We start from the raw sequence: 15521 nt of genomic DNA on the forward strand, positions 1-15521 counted from the left end.
AATATGCGGTGGATACGGACCGTAGCCGGTCAGGCGTGCTGGTGGCCTCCCTCGGCGCGGAGCTTGTCCATGTCCAGGTTCTTGACGGCCTGGATGACTTCCTCCAGGCCGGTGGCGTTCAGGGCTCCGGGCTGGGAGAAGACCAGGGTCTTGTCCTTGAAGGCCATCAGGGTGGGGATGGAGGTGATGTTCGCTGCGGCGGCGAGGGCCTGTTCGGCCTCGGTGTCCACCTTGGCGAAGGTGATGTCCGGGTGGCGTTCGGCGGCGGCCCCGTACGTGGGCGCGAACATGCGGCAGGGGCCGCACCAGGCTGCCCAGAAGTCAACGAAGACGATGTTGTTGTCCTCCAGGGTCTGGGCGAAGGATTGATCGGTGATGTCGAGGGTTGCCATGATCTGTCGTGTCCTTTCGGGCGGGTTCTGGTTGGTGCGGCGTGTGTTTGGGGGCCTAGGCGGTGGGGAGTCCGGCCCGGGTCCAGGCGGTCATGCCTCCGGCCATGGTGTCCGCCTTGTAGCCGGCGCCGTTAAGGGCATCGGCGACGGCGGCGCTGCGGTTGCCGCTGCGGCAGACGGCGATGACGGGCACTGCCGGGTCCAGCTCGCCCAGGCGGGCCTGAAGCTGGCCCATGGGGATGTGCAGGGCACCCGGGATCATGCCCTCGGCGACTTCGAAGTCCTCACGGACGTCCAGGATCCGGGCGGTGGAGCGGCGCTGCTCGGCTTCGGTAATGGTGATTTCAGCCATGGTGGTTCTCCTTCGAAATGGGTTTCGGCTGGTGGGTGAGGTTTTGAATGCTTAGCGGATGGGTTCGCCGGCTTGGCGCCAGGCGGCCATGCCGCCTCGCACCGAGTAGGCGGCGTAGCCCTTCGCGGCCAGGAGGCGGGCGGCGGAGGCGGACCGCACGCCGGAGGCGCAGACGGCGATCACCGGACGGGACTTCTGGATTCCCGCCGTACTGCCCTGCAGCCTGTCCAGCGGGACGTGCTTGGCCTGCGGGGCACGGCCGGTCCGCCATTCCTGGGCTGACCTGACGTCGATGAGCGTGGCTCCGGAACCCAGGAGTTCCTTGGCCTCCGCCACGGAGATTGTCTTGTAGGGCTTGCTGAAGGCCTTCTTGAGGGAATCGATCAGTCCCATGGTGTGCTCCTTCTGGGCATAGGGGGTCAGGCGGTGACGGTACTGGCGGTGACCCACGCCGCGACGGCGAAGATGAGGACCGCGAACGAGATGCGGATGTGCTTGTCGTGGAGGTGGCGGGCAAGCCGTGCCGCGACGATGGATCCGGCGATGGCCGGGCCCGCGAACGCCAGGGTGGTGGCCCAGTCGATCGTGTAACCGGCAGCGTGGGCGCTGAATCCGGCGGCGGAGTTGACCACGATGATCGCCAGCGAGGTTCCGACGGCCTGCTTCATGCGCAGGCCCAGGAAGATGGTCAGTGCAGGGGTGATGAGGAAGCCGCCCCCCACGCCAAGCAGCCCGGTGAGGAACCCGACGAGCAGTCCAACGCCCACGGCCTTCGGGGCACAGGACCGGAAGGCCCGGTTGGGTCCGGTGCTGCAGGAGCCTTCAGTTTCGCGGGGCTTGCTGAGCATCCGGATGCCCGCCGCCACCATGATGACGGCAAACGCCAGCATCAGGATGTTCGGGTCCAGGAGTTTCCCGACGGCGGCGCCGGCCCAGGCCGCCGGGATGCCGGCGCCCCCGACCAGTGCGATGACGGGCCAGTTCAAGCCCTCCCGGATCCGGGGGAGCAAGGCTGCCAGTGAGGAGATGCCCACCACCAGCAGCGACGTCGGGATGGCCTGGGCGGGGCTCATGCCCACGCCGTATACCAGGGCCGGAACGGCGATGATGGACCCGCCGCCGCCTACAACGCCCAATACGACGCCGACGACGAGCCCCAAACCCAGGGCCGGGATCATGCCGCGGCGTCCTCTTCAGCCGCCTTGACGGGCAGCTGCAGGATGGCGCTTTCGCGGGTGGGCTCCACGGCTGCCTTGTTCCACGGCATGGCCGAGAGGGCCTTGCCCATGGCGCAGGTGTTGGTGGCGGCCGAGAAGGTCAGGCCGGTGCCGATGGCTCCGGCGAGCATGCGGACCTTGGGGGAGACGAACTTGCCGCCCACCAGGCCCAGCATCACCAGTGAACCCGCGGCGAGGCGGACTTGGCGTTCGAGGTCCCAGCGGTCCTTGCCCTTGACCACGTCGCCGCCGGCGGCGGCGAAACCGGGAACGCCGCCGGTGAGCACGAAGGCGGTGTCAAGGCCGACGGTGGCCATGCGCTGGCGGGCCTGCTCGGCGCGGACGCCGGACTGGCAGACCAGGACCACCCGGGAGCCCAGCCGGCCGGCGAGCTCGTCGGTGTGCTCGGAGAGCAGCGGAAGCGGCACGTTGTAGGAGCCGCGGATGTGCATGGACTCGAATTCAGCGGCGGAGCGCACGTCGATTACGACGAGGTCCTGGTGTTCCTTGATCCAGGACTGGAGGGTGGTGGGGGCGAGCGCGGTGACGGCGGTTGCCTTGGAAAGGGAAGTCATGAGTGGCCTCTCGGAAGGGGGCTGGTGGATACCCCACCGAGTATTACAGATACCCCCAGGGGTAGTCAAAACACCCATGGGGGTATATGCTTGAGGTCAGCACCCCACCGATGGAGAACCCCCTTATGGAACTGAACCCAACCGAACTCACGCCTGTGATCAACCGCCTCAAGCGCGCCCAGGGCCAGCTCGCCGCCGTCACCCGGATGCTCGAGGAAGGCCGCGACTGCAAGGACGTGGTTACCCAGCTGGCGGCCGTGTCCAAGGCCCTCGACCGCGCCGGCTTCGCCATCATCGCCACCGGCCTGGAGCAGTGCATCGTCCAGAAGGACGAAACCATGGATAAAAAGGACCTGGAAAAGCTCTTCCTGTCCCTCGCCTGAACCTGGCCGCCTGGCCACTGACCGTCCGCAAACTTCGAGGAGCACCATGACGTACACGCTGGCCACCACCGTCGCCCTTCCCTGGGCCGAGGCGCTGGAACGCACCCGTGAGGCCCTTGCCGCGCAGGGCTTCGGGATCCTGACGGAAATCAACATCCGCTCCACCTTCGAAGCCAAGCTCGGCGCCGGCGCTGCGGACGCCGTCGGGGATTACGTCATCCTGGGTGCCTGCAATCCGTCCCTTGCCAGCCGGGCCCTTGCCGCCGAACCGCAAATGGGCGCCCTCCTGCCGTGCAACGTTGTGGTGCGCCGCGCAGCCGATGCCCAGGAGACCACCGTTGAGGCGATCGACCCGCAGGCCATGGTCCAGCTCAGCGACGCCCCTGCCGTGAAGGACGTGGCGGACGACGCCGGGACGCGCCTCCGGAAAGCCCTCGCCACCCTTGGCGGGGCAGCAGGATAGCCGCGCAGCTCAGGGTGTGATCGGTCCGGCGCCGGCCGTGGCTGCGCCGGATTCCAGGAGCACTGCACGGTGGCCGGTCTCCAGCTGGACCACGTCGCGCCCGAAGGAATACGCCAGTAGCGCCAGGGCTGCCGCCGGAACGGACACCGCGGCGGCCGCCGGGAGGCCTGGAATCAGCGCCATGAGCAGCGCGAACGGCTGCAACGCCCCAATTGCCTTCCGGGACTGGCGTGGCGGCAGCGCCGCCCGGAGCTGTGGCCGGAAACGCCCGGCGGCCACGAAAACGTAGTACATGCCCCCGATCGCCAACACCCACGTCCCCACCCGGGCAGCGGCCGCGACGGACAACGCCAGGACCAGCCCGGCGTCGGTGGCCGCATCGAAGCGCGCCCCGGCAGCGGAGGACAGTCCGGTCCGCCGCGCCACGGCTCCGTCCACCCCGTCGAGGAGGAAGGCCAGCCCGCCCAGGGCTGGAACCAGAAGGTCCGCCCGTTGCCCAGTGAACAGCTGGGGGACCGCCAGTGCGGCGCAGAGGGCGGCGAGGACGGCGCGCAGCAGCGTCACGCGGTCGGCCGGAGTGGAGAACCTGGGCACCCGCCGCAGCACGGAAGCGGCCGCGGCGCCCGCGACCAGTGCGCCGGCGCCCAGTCCTGCCAGTTGCAGGGGAACCCCCGGGGCGGACAAAGATGACAGCCACAGCGCCGACAAACCGTAGGCGGCCACGGCGGCCAGTGCGTCAGGGACGGCACGCCCGGCCGCGCCGCGGGCCATGGCAGCCTCCGCCCGCACGCTGACGGCGGCGGCGGACCCGGGCCACCGGGGTACCGCGGAATCCGGACGGGGAATCACGTGCCGGGACGCGTCGTCGGGCGCTTCACGACGGCGGACCGCCGCTTCCCGGACGCCCGCGCCAGTCCCGCGGCGGCCAGGAGGGCCCCGGCTCCCTCGGCGACGGCGCTGAGGGTCTTCGAGAAGAACCAGACGGGATCGTACATGGCGGGGATCGGTCCGATGGCCGGGATGTCAACGTACCGGTACAGCATCACGGCAGCGAAGGCACTCAGGGCCACCAGGAGGGCCACGGCATAGGCTGCCCGGCTGCCCCGGAGCAGGACAAAGATCCCGGCCACAAGCGCCACGGCGGCCTCCAGCAGGAAGAGGGTGCCCTGGCTGATGGTGCCCGGCTGGGCATTTTGGTAGCCCGGGGCCAGGAACAGGTGTACGCCGGCATCAATGAACAACGCGAGGGCGGTCAATAGTCTTAGTGCCACGCTTATGTATACGCCCGAAGTTCCCTCCCGGTTCACCCGGCCCCCTTATAAATGCGGGTTCAATGCGGAATATTTAGGAACATCCGCAAGCTTGCGCCCATAGCGGGCGCCGAAGCCTGCGGCCCTACGAGCAAGGAGAATGACCATGACCCTTCCCCAGCAACTCACCCCTGGAACCTGGACCCTGGACATGTCGCACAGCGAGATTGGCTTCAGCGTCCGGCATGCCGGAATCAGCAAAGTCCGTGGCCGTTTCACCAATGCCCAGGCTGAGGCCCGGGTGGGCGAATCCCTGGCGGACTCCACGCTGCACGCCACCGTGGCCACGGCCAGCTTCGACTCCGGAGATGCCAACCGTGATGCGCACGTGCGTGGTGAGGACTTCTTCGACGTCGAGAAGTTTCCTGAAATGACATTCCGCGGCACTGCCATTCAAGGCGACGGGGAGGACTACACCCTGACCGGTGACCTGACCATCAAGGGCGTCACCAGGCCCGTGGAGCTCGAGGTTGAGTTCACCGGTGTTGCCGTGGATCCGTTCGGCGCCACGCGTGCGGGTTTCTCGGCCGAAACCGAGATCAGCCGCAAACAATTCGGACTGACCTGGAACGCCGCCCTGGAAGCCGGCGGCCTGCTGGTCAGCGACAAGGTCAAGATCAACCTCGAAGCCGCGCTCGTGAAGCAGGCCTGACCCGGGGATCCACCCGACGGCGGCCGGGGCGGCTCTGCGCGTGTGGCGCAGCGCCCGCCCCGGCCGGTCGTGGTGCCTGCCCAGGCCGGCGGATTGGCAGGGCCGGCGGCATCCTCAGGCGTCGGACTCCGTGCTCCGGAGCCGCCGCCGCACCAAGGCAGCACCAACGGCCAGGCCGGTCACCAGGACGGCGGCAGCCCCGCCGGCAATCATCACGCCTGCCTGGGGGCCTCCGGAGCCCGCGGCAGCAACAGGTGCGGGCGGCGCTGCAGTGGCGCTTCCCCCGGCCGTGAACGTGAAGGTCCCCTCGATCGGGTGACCGTCGGAGGAAACGACCCGCCAAACCACGGTGTACGTCCCGCCGGGTGCACCGGCTTTCACGGCCTGGGTGACGTTATTGTCCACAATGGTGACGGGGCCGTCGGCCTGGTCCGTGCCGTTCCCGTCCTGCACGTGGACCACCGAGCCGATGCCCATGGGCGTGCGGTCGAAGGTCAGCCCAATCTGGCTGGGAACCGCCGGCATGGTTGATCCATTCGCAGGATCACTGGACTCGAGCACATCGTGCGCCTGCGCGGGCGCGGCCAGGACAACCGAACACGCCGCCACGGCCAGGACCAGCAGGCAGCGGCGGAACCGGCTGCGCAGGCTCGCAAACATCACTGGGACGCCTGCTACTTGGCTGCGGAGCGGGACCGGCGGCCGGCCAGCACCACCGCCAGGGCGGCGGCGCCCAGGACAAACCCTGCCGCGCCGAGGACCACGCCCCAGATTGACGTCGTATCGGAGGTGCGTTCGATGCCCTCGGAGGCGGCTGGAGCGGGAGAGGCGGCAGCCGAGGCCGTGCTGGTGTGCGCCGCGGTGCCGTCCCCGGCCGTGGTGGTGAAGGAGGGGGCCGGGTGCTTGGGCTCGGGCTGCCCGTCAGCACTGCGCTCGCTCCAGTTCACCACCGTCCCGTCGCTGTAACCCTGGGCGGCCTCCAGCACCACCGTGGTCCCCGCGGCCGGGAGGCGGCCTACAGAGAGCGAAAACACCTGGTATTGGTTCTGCCCCAGCTGGTGGGCCTCGTCCGCCGTCCAGACCACCGAGGTGGGCGCCTTGGTGATCGTGGCCCCGGCCACCGTAACCGGCTGGGGCAGCTCTCCGGTGATGACCTGCGCGGTCCAGCCCTCCACCGGTTTGACCGAGACGGAGGTGAAGGGCGTATCGGTGGGCAGCTTGACCTCGAGCTTGTTCGTCTTGGCGGTGGGGGACTCATTGGGGACGTTGAAGGTCAGGTGCGAGTAGCCGTTGGCGCCGGTGTCGTCCGGGTCCACGGACACATGGGCGGACGCGGCGGCGGCGCCTGAGGCGAGCATTCCGGCTGCTGCGGTGATGGCGGCGAAGGCTTTGGCGGTATGGCGGATTGAGGTGTTCATGATGTCGCTTTCACAAAGTACGGGTGCGCCGGGGCGGCTGCGGCCGGGCGCGGGGGCATTGCTGACGGGGGCGCGCGCAAAGGCGGCGGTCCAAGGGCTACGCCCTGGGCCCGGGTCAGCTGGGTGTGGTCAGGCGCCGCTCAGGAGGCGGCAGCGCGCGGCGGACCGCGGAGTGCGGGAAGCCGGAGGAAAGCGGCGCGCAGCACCACAACAGGGCGGCGCGGTGCCGGAAGCTGCGGCCAGTCGGGGAGGAGTACCGCCGTCAGGATGCGGATCAGCGGCCGCAGCCATGCCGCGAGGGCCCAGGCGGCCGCTTCGCCGCGGGCCAGCACCAGGGCCGTGGCCACCGTGGCCACGGCGTGCAGGACCAGCATCAGCGGGTCCGCGGCGTGGAGGTGTTCCGGGGCCGCTGCCAATGCCGCGGCGGCAAGCGGTTCACCCGGGTGGACGTGGGGTCCCGGAGCCGGGGTGAAGCCGGATGACGCCGACAAGGTGCTGAAGGCCTCGTGGAGGAGCAGTTGGCCGCCGATGAGCAAACCGGCCATCACGGGCGGGTTGACCCGGATCCTGGCGAGCACCATGACCGGCAGCAGGACCAGGGCAAAGAGGCCGGCGACGATGCCCGGCTGGGGCATCACGCCACGGGCCAGCACGTGGGCTCCGGCAGCGAGGGCGAACAGTGCCACCGTGAATGCGAAGGCGCGGGGAAAGCGGAACGGCGCGCTCATGCCAATCGCCATCCCTTCTTCCGCTGTTGACCCGGTACCACTTTAGGGAAAGCCGCACCCTGGCGCGTAATCCGCGCCCCACGCCGCCGGAGCCCGTGACTGCGCTCCGGCCCTACAGAGGGTGGGGCCGCTCTGTGACGTTGCCCAGCGAACGGATCAACGCGACGGCGGTAATGGACCCGGCCGCCATGATGGACGCCAGCACCACTACCTGGAACCGCCCGGCTTCCAGGGGCGAGGCGCCGCCAAAGATGGCGCCCACGAAAGCCCCGGGAAGCGTGACCAGGCCGGTGGTCTTGGTTTGGTCGGTGGAGGGGATCAGTGCCGAATGCACTGCCTGCCGGGCCTGAATGAGGGTGGCTTGGCGGGGCGTCGCGCCCAGCGCCAGCCAGCCCTCAACCTGGTCCCACTGCTCCAGGACGGCCTCGACGAAGCGGCGGCCGGCCAGCGTGGCGATGGTCATGGAGTTGCCGATCACGATCCCGCCCACGGCCAGCGCATAGCGCGGCGAAAATTCGATGGCACCCGTGCCGAAGACGATTGCCACCGTCACCAGGATGCCGGCCGCCATGGTTGCGGCCACCACCGCAAACCGCGGCCAGGACCAGGTGAGCCGCCGCGTAGCCGTCACGGACGCCACGGAGAACATGACCAGCAGGGCCAGGCCCACCCACACCGGGCTGGTGATAACGCTGCCCAGGACAAGGCTGATGGCCGCCAGTTGCAGCACGCCGCGGAGGATGGCCAGGGCGGGGGAGAGGTACGACGGCGTCCGCGAGCCCCAGAGGATGCCCACCGTGAGCGCCGCCAGGATGGCGATGGCCGCGAGGGTGGGGGCCAGTGCGGCAAGGTCGGGCATCTGCCCAGCTTACTGACCTCTTGGGCTCCTGTTGCATGCCCGCCCGAAGTGCCGTCCCGGCGTCGCCATTAATTAAATGCTTGACGCACGAATATAGCCCGTGAATACTTTTGTGTGCCCCGACCTCCCTCCCAAAGGACTGATCGATGATGAACCTGTCCCGCCGCACACTGCTCACCACCGGCAGCGCCGCCACCCTCGCCTACGCCCTGGGCATGGCAAGCTCCGCCCAGGCCTCCACCGCCGTCACCGCCCGCCCGGGCGTCCCCGTCACGGCTGCGCCGCCCCTGCGCCTGGCAAGCCGGAACAGCGTCTTCACCCGGAGCGGTGCCGGCCCCCGGTACTGGAACATCTACGGCTACTCGTTCCCGCACAACGCCCCCATCCCGGAAAACGAGTGGAAGGCCAACATCGACTGGCTGGCCGGGAACTTCGCCGAGTTCGGTTACGACATCGCCTGCACCGACGGCTGGATCGAAGGCTCCAGCCGCACCACCGGCAACGGCTACATCACCAGCTACAACGACTCCTGGCAGCACGACTGGGCGTACTGGGCCAAGTACCTGGCCGCGCGGAAGATGAAGCTGGGTGTCTACTACAACCCGCTCTGGGTGCACCGGGCCGCCGTCGAAGACACCTCCAAGACCGTCCTGGGCCGGCCCGACGTCAGGATCGCGGACCTGGTGGCACCCGGGGACTTCTTCGCCCGGGACATCGGCGGGAACCAGCTGTACTGGCTGGACGCCACCAAAACCGGCGCCAAGGAATACGTCCAGGGCTACGTGCGGTACTTCAAGGACCTCGGCGTTCCCTACCTGCGGATCGATTTCCTCTCCTGGTACGAGGACGGAAGGGACGCGAACATCGGGCAGGTCAACGCCCCGCACGGACGGGCCAACTACGAACTCGCCCTGTCCTGGATCAACGAGGCCGCCGGCGACGACATGGAAGTTTCGCTCGTCATGCCGCACATGTTCCAGGACGGTTCCGCGGAACTGGCCAACGGCGACCTGGTGCGGATCAATGCCGACGCCGACAAGGGCGGCTGGGACCGGTTGAGCGGGATGCGCCAGAACTGGCAGGACGCGTGGCCCAACTGGGCCAACCCGTTCTGCGGGTTCACCGGCTGGTCCCACCGCAGCGGCAGGGGCCAGCTGATCCTGGACGGCGACTTCATGCGGGCCAGTACCTTTGCCAGCGACGAGGAACGCAAGACCATGATGAACCTGATGGTCGCGGCCGGATCGCCCCTGGCCATCGCTGACACGTACCAGCAGATCGGCAACAACGCCTGGGTGTACACCAACAAGGAAGTGCTCCAGCTCAATGCCGACGGCCTGGTAGGCAAGCCCCTCTACCGGTCCGCCACCCCGTTCTCCAAGGACCCGGGCTCCCGCGACACCGAACGCTGGGCCGGGCAGCTCCCGGACGGTTCGTGGGGCGTTGCCCTGTTCAACCGCAGCGACACCGAAACCGTCACCAAGACCATCGACTTCGCCAAGGACCTCGGCCTGGCAACCGGGGCCAACGTCCGGGACCTCTGGCAGCACAGGAACCTGGGCATGGACTCCCGGGCCACGGCCGCGCTGGCCCCGCATGCCTCAGCCATCTTCCGCGTCACCCCGCCGAAGATGCACGGCACCACCCGGTACCCCGCAGCCTTCGCAACCTGGGGAGGCGGTGCCGGCTTCAACAACAACCACCCGGGGTACGACGGCAACGGCTTCGTGGACGGACTCCAGGCCGGCTCCGGGAGCGCGGACCCGCTGGTCACGTTCGCGGTCCAGGTGCCGCACCGCGGCAGCTATGCCATCCGCTACCGGTATGCCAACGCCACCGGCGATGCCAGCACCATGACCGTCACCGCCGAAAAGGCGGACCGTTCCACCGTGGACGGTCCCGTCCACGTCAGCTTCCCGGGCCTGGCCACCTGGGACACCTGGGGCGTGGCCGAGGGCACCGTCACGCTCGACGCCGGCCTGAACCTGGTCACCATCGGCAGGGGCGCCACAGACAAGGGAGCCATCAACCTGAACTGGATAGAGTTGGACATGTGAGCACACCGACGCAGGCCTTCGGGGTTCCCGCCCTCAGGGATCCGCACCGGGCAGGACTGTTTTCCCTGGTGCTGCGGCACGCGCCGATCTCCCGGGTTGAGCTTGCCAGGCAGACATCCCTGGACCCGTCCACCATCGCCCGGACACTCCGGCCGCTGGTGGACCAGGGGTACGTCGTGGAGGCCCCCACCACTCCCAACGGCCGCGGCCGGCCCGAGCGCCTGATCGAGGTCGTGGCCACCAAGCACACCGCCGTGGGCATCAAGATCGGTCCCAAGGTCATCTCCGGCGTTGTCACGGACCTCGGCGCGAACGTGCTGGCCCGGGGCGAGGAAGCGGACGTTCCCTTGGCGCCGGCGGACACCTTCCGGGCAGTGGCCGCACTGGTGGACCGGCTGCTCGACTCCGTGCCCGGTGCCAGGGAAAAAGCCCTGGGCGTGGGGGTGGCGGTCAGCGGACACGTGGATCCCGACGCCGGGATGTGCCGCTTTTCCCCGCTCCTTGCCTGGCGCGGGGTGGACGTTGCAACACCCCTGGCGGAACAGATCGCGCTGCCCGTCACCGTCCACAACGACGTCAACGCCCTGGCTGTCGCCGAGCACCTGTTCGGCGACGGCAGGAACGCCCGCAACTTCGCGGTGGTCACCCTGGGGCCCGGCATCGGCCTGGGGCTCGTGTTCGACGGAAAGGTGTATGGCGGAGCCCAGGGAGCCGCCGGGGAACTGGGCCACATCCCGCTGGTTCCGGACGGCCCGCTGTGCAGCTGCGGCCGGCGGGGCTGCCTGGAAGCGCTCGCCGGGGACGCAGCGATTGCCAGCGCCGCCGGCACCGCCGATGTAGGCACAGCGATGCAGCTGGCCCGGGACGGCAAGGGCGGGCGGGCGGCCGCCGCCCGGGCGGCCTTCGACGCCGCGGGCGGCTGGATCGGGCGGGGCCTGGCGGTGGTGTGCAACCTTGCCGCCCCCGAACTGGTGGTCATCACCGGGGAAGGTTCCGCCGCCTACGACCTGCTGGCTGAACGGTTGGCGGCGTCCTTGCGGGAGTATGCGCTCGAGGGGGGCGACTTCCTGCCCCGGCTCAAGGTGGCGGCCGCCGACGCCGACCTCTGGGGCAAGGGCGCAGCCTGCCTGGCCATCCAGCGGTCGCTGCGCTGAACCACCGCAAGACTCCCCCTGGCGTGCTCCGGCAATACTGTGGCGCGCGGTTTTCCTACAGAATCGAGCAAAGATTGCCGTCACTGAACGTGCGGGCCGCCCTCCGGCAGCCTCCCCGGGACCGCAGCCAGGCGGAACAATGGATCCGGGCCGTCCTGCTCCTCAACCTGGCGCTGCCCTGCCCTGAGGACGCGGACGCCGCGGACCAGGACCACGCGGATCCCGTAGACACGTGCCTTGCAGGTCCCGGTGCCGACGGCGGCCGGAGGGACTTCCTGCGCGCGGCCTCTGCGTGGCGGACCGAACTGGAGTCCTTCGACTACGTCTACTGGGAGGACTCCCGGGACGACGCGCTGCTGCATTTCAGCCGGCCGTACGGGTGGCACTGCGTTGCCAACTTCGGGCGGTGGCCCGTGCCGGTGCCCGAGGGGATCATCGTGATCAGCAGCGGCACCCTCCAGGATGGATACCTGCCGCCCGCCACGACCGTGTGGCTGCTCCGCTGGGTGGAATAGCCTGTACCTGAGGGCGGCCGGCTGCCCGGGGAGTTGGTCCGGGTGGCCGGAGGGGATAAGACTGTGGATATGGCACGGGGAACGCTTCGCATCTTCCTGGGCGCGGCAGCGGGAGCCGGCACAACATACTCCATGCTGCGCGAGGCGCACCGCCTGGCGGCGTGCGGCCGGGAGGTGGCCGTCGGCATCGCCGCGGACCACGGCAGGACCGATACCGCGCTGCTCCTTGACGGGCTCGACGCCGTTGCCCCGCGCCCGGTGCCCGGCCCCGACGGAACAGTGGCAGCAGAGTTGGACGTGGCGGCAGTGCTGGCCCGGCACCCGGAGGTGGCCGTCGTCGACGACTATGCGCACGTCAACGCCCCGGGAAGCCGGAACGGGCGCCGCTGGCAGGACATCGAGGAACTCCTGGCGGCCGGGACGGACGTGCTGACCACCCTGACCGTCCAGCACGTGGCGTCGCTGCGGGACGCCGTCGCCGCCATCATGGACCAGCCCGGCGGTGAAACGGTGCCGGACGCCGTGGTGCGGCGGGCAGAGCACATCGAGCTGGTGGACATTCCGCCGGAGCTGCTGCGCCAGCGAGTCGCCGACGGAAAGGTGTTCCCCAAGGACGCCATCGATGCGGCCCTGGCCAACGAATTCCGCCTGGGCAACCTGATCGCATTGCGCGAAATCGCCCTGATCTGGCTGGCCGACCGCGTGGACGAAGGGTTGGCGACCTACCGGAAGAGCCAGGGCATCACGGCTACCTGGCCCGCACGCGAACGGGTGGTGGTGGGCCTGGACGGCGGCCCGGACGGGGAACTGCTCATCCGGCGTGCGTCCCGGATCCTGTCCAGGGTCCACGGCGGCGACCTGCTGGCCGTGCACGTGCGGCGGGGGGACGGCAGCACCGCCGAGTCCGGCCACGCACTGGACGCCCAGCAGCGCCTGGTCACGGACCTCGGCGGAACCTGGCACACGGTCTCGGGGGAGGACGCGGCCGAATCGCTCCTGGAGTTCGCCCGCAGCGTCAATGCCACGCAGATCGTCATCGGCGCCTCGACCGGCGGGCTGTGGAGCCGGCTGCTTGGCGCCGGAGCCGGCGCCAAAGTGGTGCGGGGCTCCGGCGATATCGACGTACACATCGTGTCCCGGCCGCAGGGCGGCGCCGGCCTGCCCAGGCCCGCGACCGCAGCACTGGGCCGGACGCGGACCACCGTGGGGTTTGTCCTCGCCGTCATCCTTCCGGTCGTGCTGACCGCTGCCCTGGCCGCCAGCCCGGACCTGAACCTCGCCACCCACGCACTGGTGCACCTGACCGGGGTGATGGCGGTGGCCTTCATTGGCGGGCTGTGGCCGGCGGTGCTCGCGGCGGTCCTGGATTCGCTGCTGCTGAACTTCTTCGAAACAGACCCGGTGGGAACGTTCACCATCAGGGACCCGCAAAACGTGTTCGCACTGGTGGTGTTCCTGGCGGCGGCCGTGGCGGTCTCCCTGGTGGTTGGCCTCTCTGCCCGGCGGGCCCGGGAGGCCGCCCGGGCCCGCGCCGAGGCAGCCACCCTGGCGGACCTGGCCCGCGACGCCTTGCTTGCCGATGACACCGTGGCCGCGTTCATGGACAAGGTCCGGGAAACCTTCCAGGTCCGGCAGGCCGGGCTGTTCACCGCTGCCGGTGACGGCAGCGGGGGGTGGGAACTCCAGGCCTTCTCGGGTGCCGCGCCGCCGCCCGCTCCGGACGCCGCGGCCTTGACGGACAGCGTGGAACTGGCTGACGACCGGACGGCGCTGGTCCTCTCCGGGCGGACCTTGACCGCCGGCGACCGGCTCCTCCTCGCCGCCCACGGCGCCCACCTCCTGCTGCTGCGCCAGCGCCAGGCCCTGCAGCGCAGGCTGCAAAGCACCACCAAACTGGCGGAGGGCAACAGCGTGCGCACGTCCATCCTGCGGGCCGTCAGCCACGACCTGCGCACCCCGCTGGCCGGGATCAAGCTCGCCGTCACCGCCCTGCGCCGCCAAAGCCGCAGGCTGCCGGAGGAGGTGCAGGCCGAGATGCTCGCCACGATCGAGTCCTATACCGAGCGACTGGACGCCCTGATCTCGAACCTCCTGGACATGTCCCGCATTTCCAGCGGCTCGGCGGCCCCGCTGACAGCGCCGGTCTCCTGGCGCGATGCGATCGAGGACGCACTCCGCGGACTCCCGGCAGGCCGGATCCGGGTTGACCTCGCCCCCTCCATGCAAGCTGTGGACGCCGACCTGGGCATGCTGGAACGGGTGATCGCCAACATCGTGGAGAACGCGCTCAAGTACGCGCCGGATTCGGACGTGGTGATCGTGGGCGTTTCGGCCGGGACCCTGAGGGCGGGCGACGACGGCGGCGGCTTCGGCGAGCTGCGCATCGTCGATCACGGGCAGGGTGTGCCCGCTGCCGCGGCCGCCGCGATGTTCCAGCCGTTCCAGCGGCTTGACGACGCCCCGGAAGGGCTCGGCATCGGGCTCGGCCTGGCCGTAGCCAAGGGCTTCACCGAAGCCATGGGCGGCCGGCTGGTGGCCGAACCGACCCCCGGCGGCGGACTGACCATGATCATCAGGCTTCCGCTCTCCGCCGGGGCCGCCACCCCGGACCGCCGCCGCCCGGCCGGGAGCACGCCATGAGGACCATCCTGATCGTCGATGACGAACCCCAGCTCCTGCGCGCCCTCCAGGTCAACCTGGAAGCGGAAGGCTACCGGGTGCTGACGGCCCTGGACGGTACGTCCGCCCTGCACCACGCGGAGGGCGGCCATCCGGATGTGATGGTGCTGGATCTCGGGCTGCCGGACATCAACGGCGTGGACGTCATCACCAGGGTGCGCCGGACCAGCAGCATGCCCATCATCGTGCTGTCCGCCCGGCACGGGTCCGTGGACAAGGTCCGGGCCCTGGACGCCGGCGCGGACGATTATGTGACCAAGCCGTTCGGCCTGGACGAACTCCTGGCGCGGCTGCGGGTTGCCAGCCGCCGGAGCGGAACCCCGGAAGCGGTGGAGAGCGGGCCGGCCATCGACGTGGGGGATTTCGAGGTGGACCTGGCCAACCGGAGGGTCACCCGTGCGGGAGACCCGGTCCGGCTCACCCCCCGCGAGTGGGCCATCCTGGAACTCCTGGCCCGGAACCCCGGACGGTTGATCACGCAGCAGCAGATGCTCCGGAAAGTCTGGGGCCCCGGCTACGAGAACGAAACCCACTACCTCCGCGTCTACATGGGCCAGCTGCGCCGCAAACTGGAGGCCGACCCCGCCCGTCCCCGGCACCTGCTCACCGAGGCCGGCATGGGCTACCGCTTCGAACCGTGACGCGCCCCGCAAAGGCCCCCGCCGGCGTCGTACATCACGCGTAAAGGAATCATTAAGAAAACCCCTATTCCCACGCCAGCCAATTTTGCCGGTGCTAGCTTCGCAGTAATCGCGGTGCACAGGGCA

Annotated in this window: 19 protein-coding genes; 8 read left to right on the forward strand and 11 right to left on the reverse strand. The window is 69.6% G+C overall.

Annotated elements, in window-relative coordinates:
- Positions 1 to 29: 29 nt before the first annotated feature.
- The 5 genes from trxA to ACFVVC_RS07265 are packed head-to-tail and all read right to left on the reverse strand — an operon-like array spanning position 30 to position 2536.
- Entirely contained in the window at positions 30 to 392 is a 363-nt protein-coding gene (gene trxA, locus ACFVVC_RS07245) for a thioredoxin (protein WP_387450643.1), read from the reverse strand.
- Between the two features lie 55 nt (positions 393 to 447).
- Positions 448 to 744, reverse strand: a complete 297-nt coding sequence (locus tag ACFVVC_RS07250) for a rhodanese-like domain-containing protein (protein ID WP_387450645.1) — start codon at positions 742 to 744, stop codon at positions 448 to 450.
- 51 nt (positions 745 to 795) lie between these two features.
- Positions 796 to 1137, reverse strand: a complete 342-nt coding sequence (locus ACFVVC_RS07255; RefSeq protein WP_387450647.1) for a rhodanese-like domain-containing protein — start codon at positions 1135 to 1137, stop codon at positions 796 to 798.
- A 26-nt stretch (positions 1138 to 1163) separates the two neighbouring features.
- A complete protein-coding gene (locus tag ACFVVC_RS07260; protein WP_387450649.1) occupies positions 1164 to 1922 on the reverse strand; it encodes a sulfite exporter TauE/SafE family protein in 759 nt (252 codons plus the stop codon).
- Positions 1919 to 2536 carry a rhodanese-like domain-containing protein gene (locus tag ACFVVC_RS07265; RefSeq protein WP_387450651.1) on the reverse strand — a complete coding sequence of 206 codons (618 nt, stop codon included), beginning with the start codon at positions 2534 to 2536 and terminating at the stop codon, positions 1919 to 1921. The genes ACFVVC_RS07260 and ACFVVC_RS07265 overlap by 4 nt, the downstream gene beginning before the upstream one ends.
- Before the next feature lie 125 nt (positions 2537 to 2661).
- On the opposite strand from ACFVVC_RS07265, the gene ACFVVC_RS07270 reads away from it, so the two are divergent.
- Both ACFVVC_RS07270 and ACFVVC_RS07275 read left to right on the forward strand, forming a co-directional pair.
- Positions 2662 to 2919 (forward strand): metal-sensitive transcriptional regulator, encoded by a 258-nt coding sequence (locus ACFVVC_RS07270; protein WP_387450653.1) that lies wholly within the window; start codon positions 2662 to 2664, stop codon positions 2917 to 2919.
- Positions 2920 to 2965: 46 nt separating this feature from the next.
- On the forward strand, positions 2966 to 3382 hold the full coding sequence (locus ACFVVC_RS07275; RefSeq protein WP_387450655.1) for a DUF302 domain-containing protein: 417 nt from the start codon (positions 2966 to 2968) through the stop codon (positions 3380 to 3382).
- Between the two features lie 9 nt (positions 3383 to 3391).
- On the opposite strand, the gene ACFVVC_RS07280 is transcribed toward ACFVVC_RS07275, so the two are convergent.
- Complete coding sequence (locus tag ACFVVC_RS07280) at positions 3392 to 4231, reverse strand: CDP-alcohol phosphatidyltransferase family protein (protein WP_387450657.1); 840 nt, start codon at positions 4229 to 4231, stop codon at positions 3392 to 3394.
- Positions 4228 to 4653: a hypothetical protein gene (locus ACFVVC_RS07285; RefSeq protein WP_387450659.1), complete on the reverse strand. Its 426-nt coding sequence runs from the start codon at positions 4651 to 4653 to the stop codon at positions 4228 to 4230. Before ACFVVC_RS07285 ends, ACFVVC_RS07280 begins: the two co-directional genes overlap by 4 nt.
- 145 nt (positions 4654 to 4798) lie before the next feature.
- Between ACFVVC_RS07285 and ACFVVC_RS07290 the strand changes: the two genes are divergently transcribed.
- Positions 4799 to 5344 (forward strand): YceI family protein, encoded by a 546-nt coding sequence (locus ACFVVC_RS07290; RefSeq protein ID WP_387450661.1) that lies wholly within the window; start codon positions 4799 to 4801, stop codon positions 5342 to 5344.
- Between the two features lie 114 nt (positions 5345 to 5458).
- On the opposite strand, the gene ACFVVC_RS07295 is transcribed toward ACFVVC_RS07290, so the two are convergent.
- From ACFVVC_RS07295 to ACFVVC_RS07310, 4 genes are all read right to left on the reverse strand, one after another.
- Complete coding sequence (locus ACFVVC_RS07295) at positions 5459 to 6004, reverse strand: copper resistance protein CopC (RefSeq protein WP_387451136.1); 546 nt, start codon at positions 6002 to 6004, stop codon at positions 5459 to 5461.
- A gap of 14 nt (positions 6005 to 6018) precedes the next feature.
- Complete coding sequence (locus ACFVVC_RS07300; protein WP_387450663.1) at positions 6019 to 6762, reverse strand: YcnI family protein; 744 nt, start codon at positions 6760 to 6762, stop codon at positions 6019 to 6021.
- A gap of 140 nt (positions 6763 to 6902) precedes the next feature.
- Positions 6903 to 7490 carry a hypothetical protein gene (locus ACFVVC_RS07305; protein WP_387450665.1) on the reverse strand — a complete coding sequence of 196 codons (588 nt, stop codon included), beginning with the start codon at positions 7488 to 7490 and terminating at the stop codon, positions 6903 to 6905.
- A gap of 112 nt (positions 7491 to 7602) precedes the next feature.
- Entirely contained in the window at positions 7603 to 8349 is a 747-nt protein-coding gene (locus ACFVVC_RS07310) for an ABC transporter permease (RefSeq protein WP_387450667.1), read from the reverse strand.
- 146 nt (positions 8350 to 8495) lie between these two features.
- On the opposite strand from ACFVVC_RS07310, the gene ACFVVC_RS07315 reads away from it, so the two are divergent.
- The 5 genes from ACFVVC_RS07315 to ACFVVC_RS07335 all read left to right on the forward strand — a co-directional run bounded on the left by ACFVVC_RS07315 (position 8496) and on the right by ACFVVC_RS07335 (position 15395).
- Positions 8496 to 10406 (forward strand): hypothetical protein, encoded by a 1911-nt coding sequence (locus tag ACFVVC_RS07315; protein WP_387450669.1) that lies wholly within the window; start codon positions 8496 to 8498, stop codon positions 10404 to 10406.
- Positions 10403 to 11560 (forward strand): ROK family protein, encoded by a 1158-nt coding sequence (locus ACFVVC_RS07320; protein ID WP_387450671.1) that lies wholly within the window; start codon positions 10403 to 10405, stop codon positions 11558 to 11560. Before ACFVVC_RS07315 ends, ACFVVC_RS07320 begins: the two co-directional genes overlap by 4 nt.
- Positions 11561 to 11634: 74 nt before the next feature.
- Positions 11635 to 12075, forward strand: a complete 441-nt coding sequence (locus tag ACFVVC_RS07325; protein ID WP_387450673.1) for a hypothetical protein — start codon at positions 11635 to 11637, stop codon at positions 12073 to 12075.
- A gap of 69 nt (positions 12076 to 12144) precedes the next feature.
- Positions 12145 to 14715, forward strand: a complete 2571-nt coding sequence (locus tag ACFVVC_RS07330; protein ID WP_387450675.1) for a DUF4118 domain-containing protein — start codon at positions 12145 to 12147, stop codon at positions 14713 to 14715.
- Positions 14712 to 15395, forward strand: coding sequence for a response regulator (locus ACFVVC_RS07335; RefSeq protein WP_387450677.1), 684 nt, complete (start codon positions 14712 to 14714; stop codon positions 15393 to 15395). The genes ACFVVC_RS07330 and ACFVVC_RS07335 overlap by 4 nt, the downstream gene beginning before the upstream one ends.
- Positions 15396 to 15521: the final 126 nt, after the last annotated feature.

This window comes from Pseudarthrobacter sp. NPDC058196, from assembly GCF_042882685.1.
Lineage (GTDB): Bacteria > Actinomycetota > Actinomycetes > Actinomycetales > Micrococcaceae > Arthrobacter.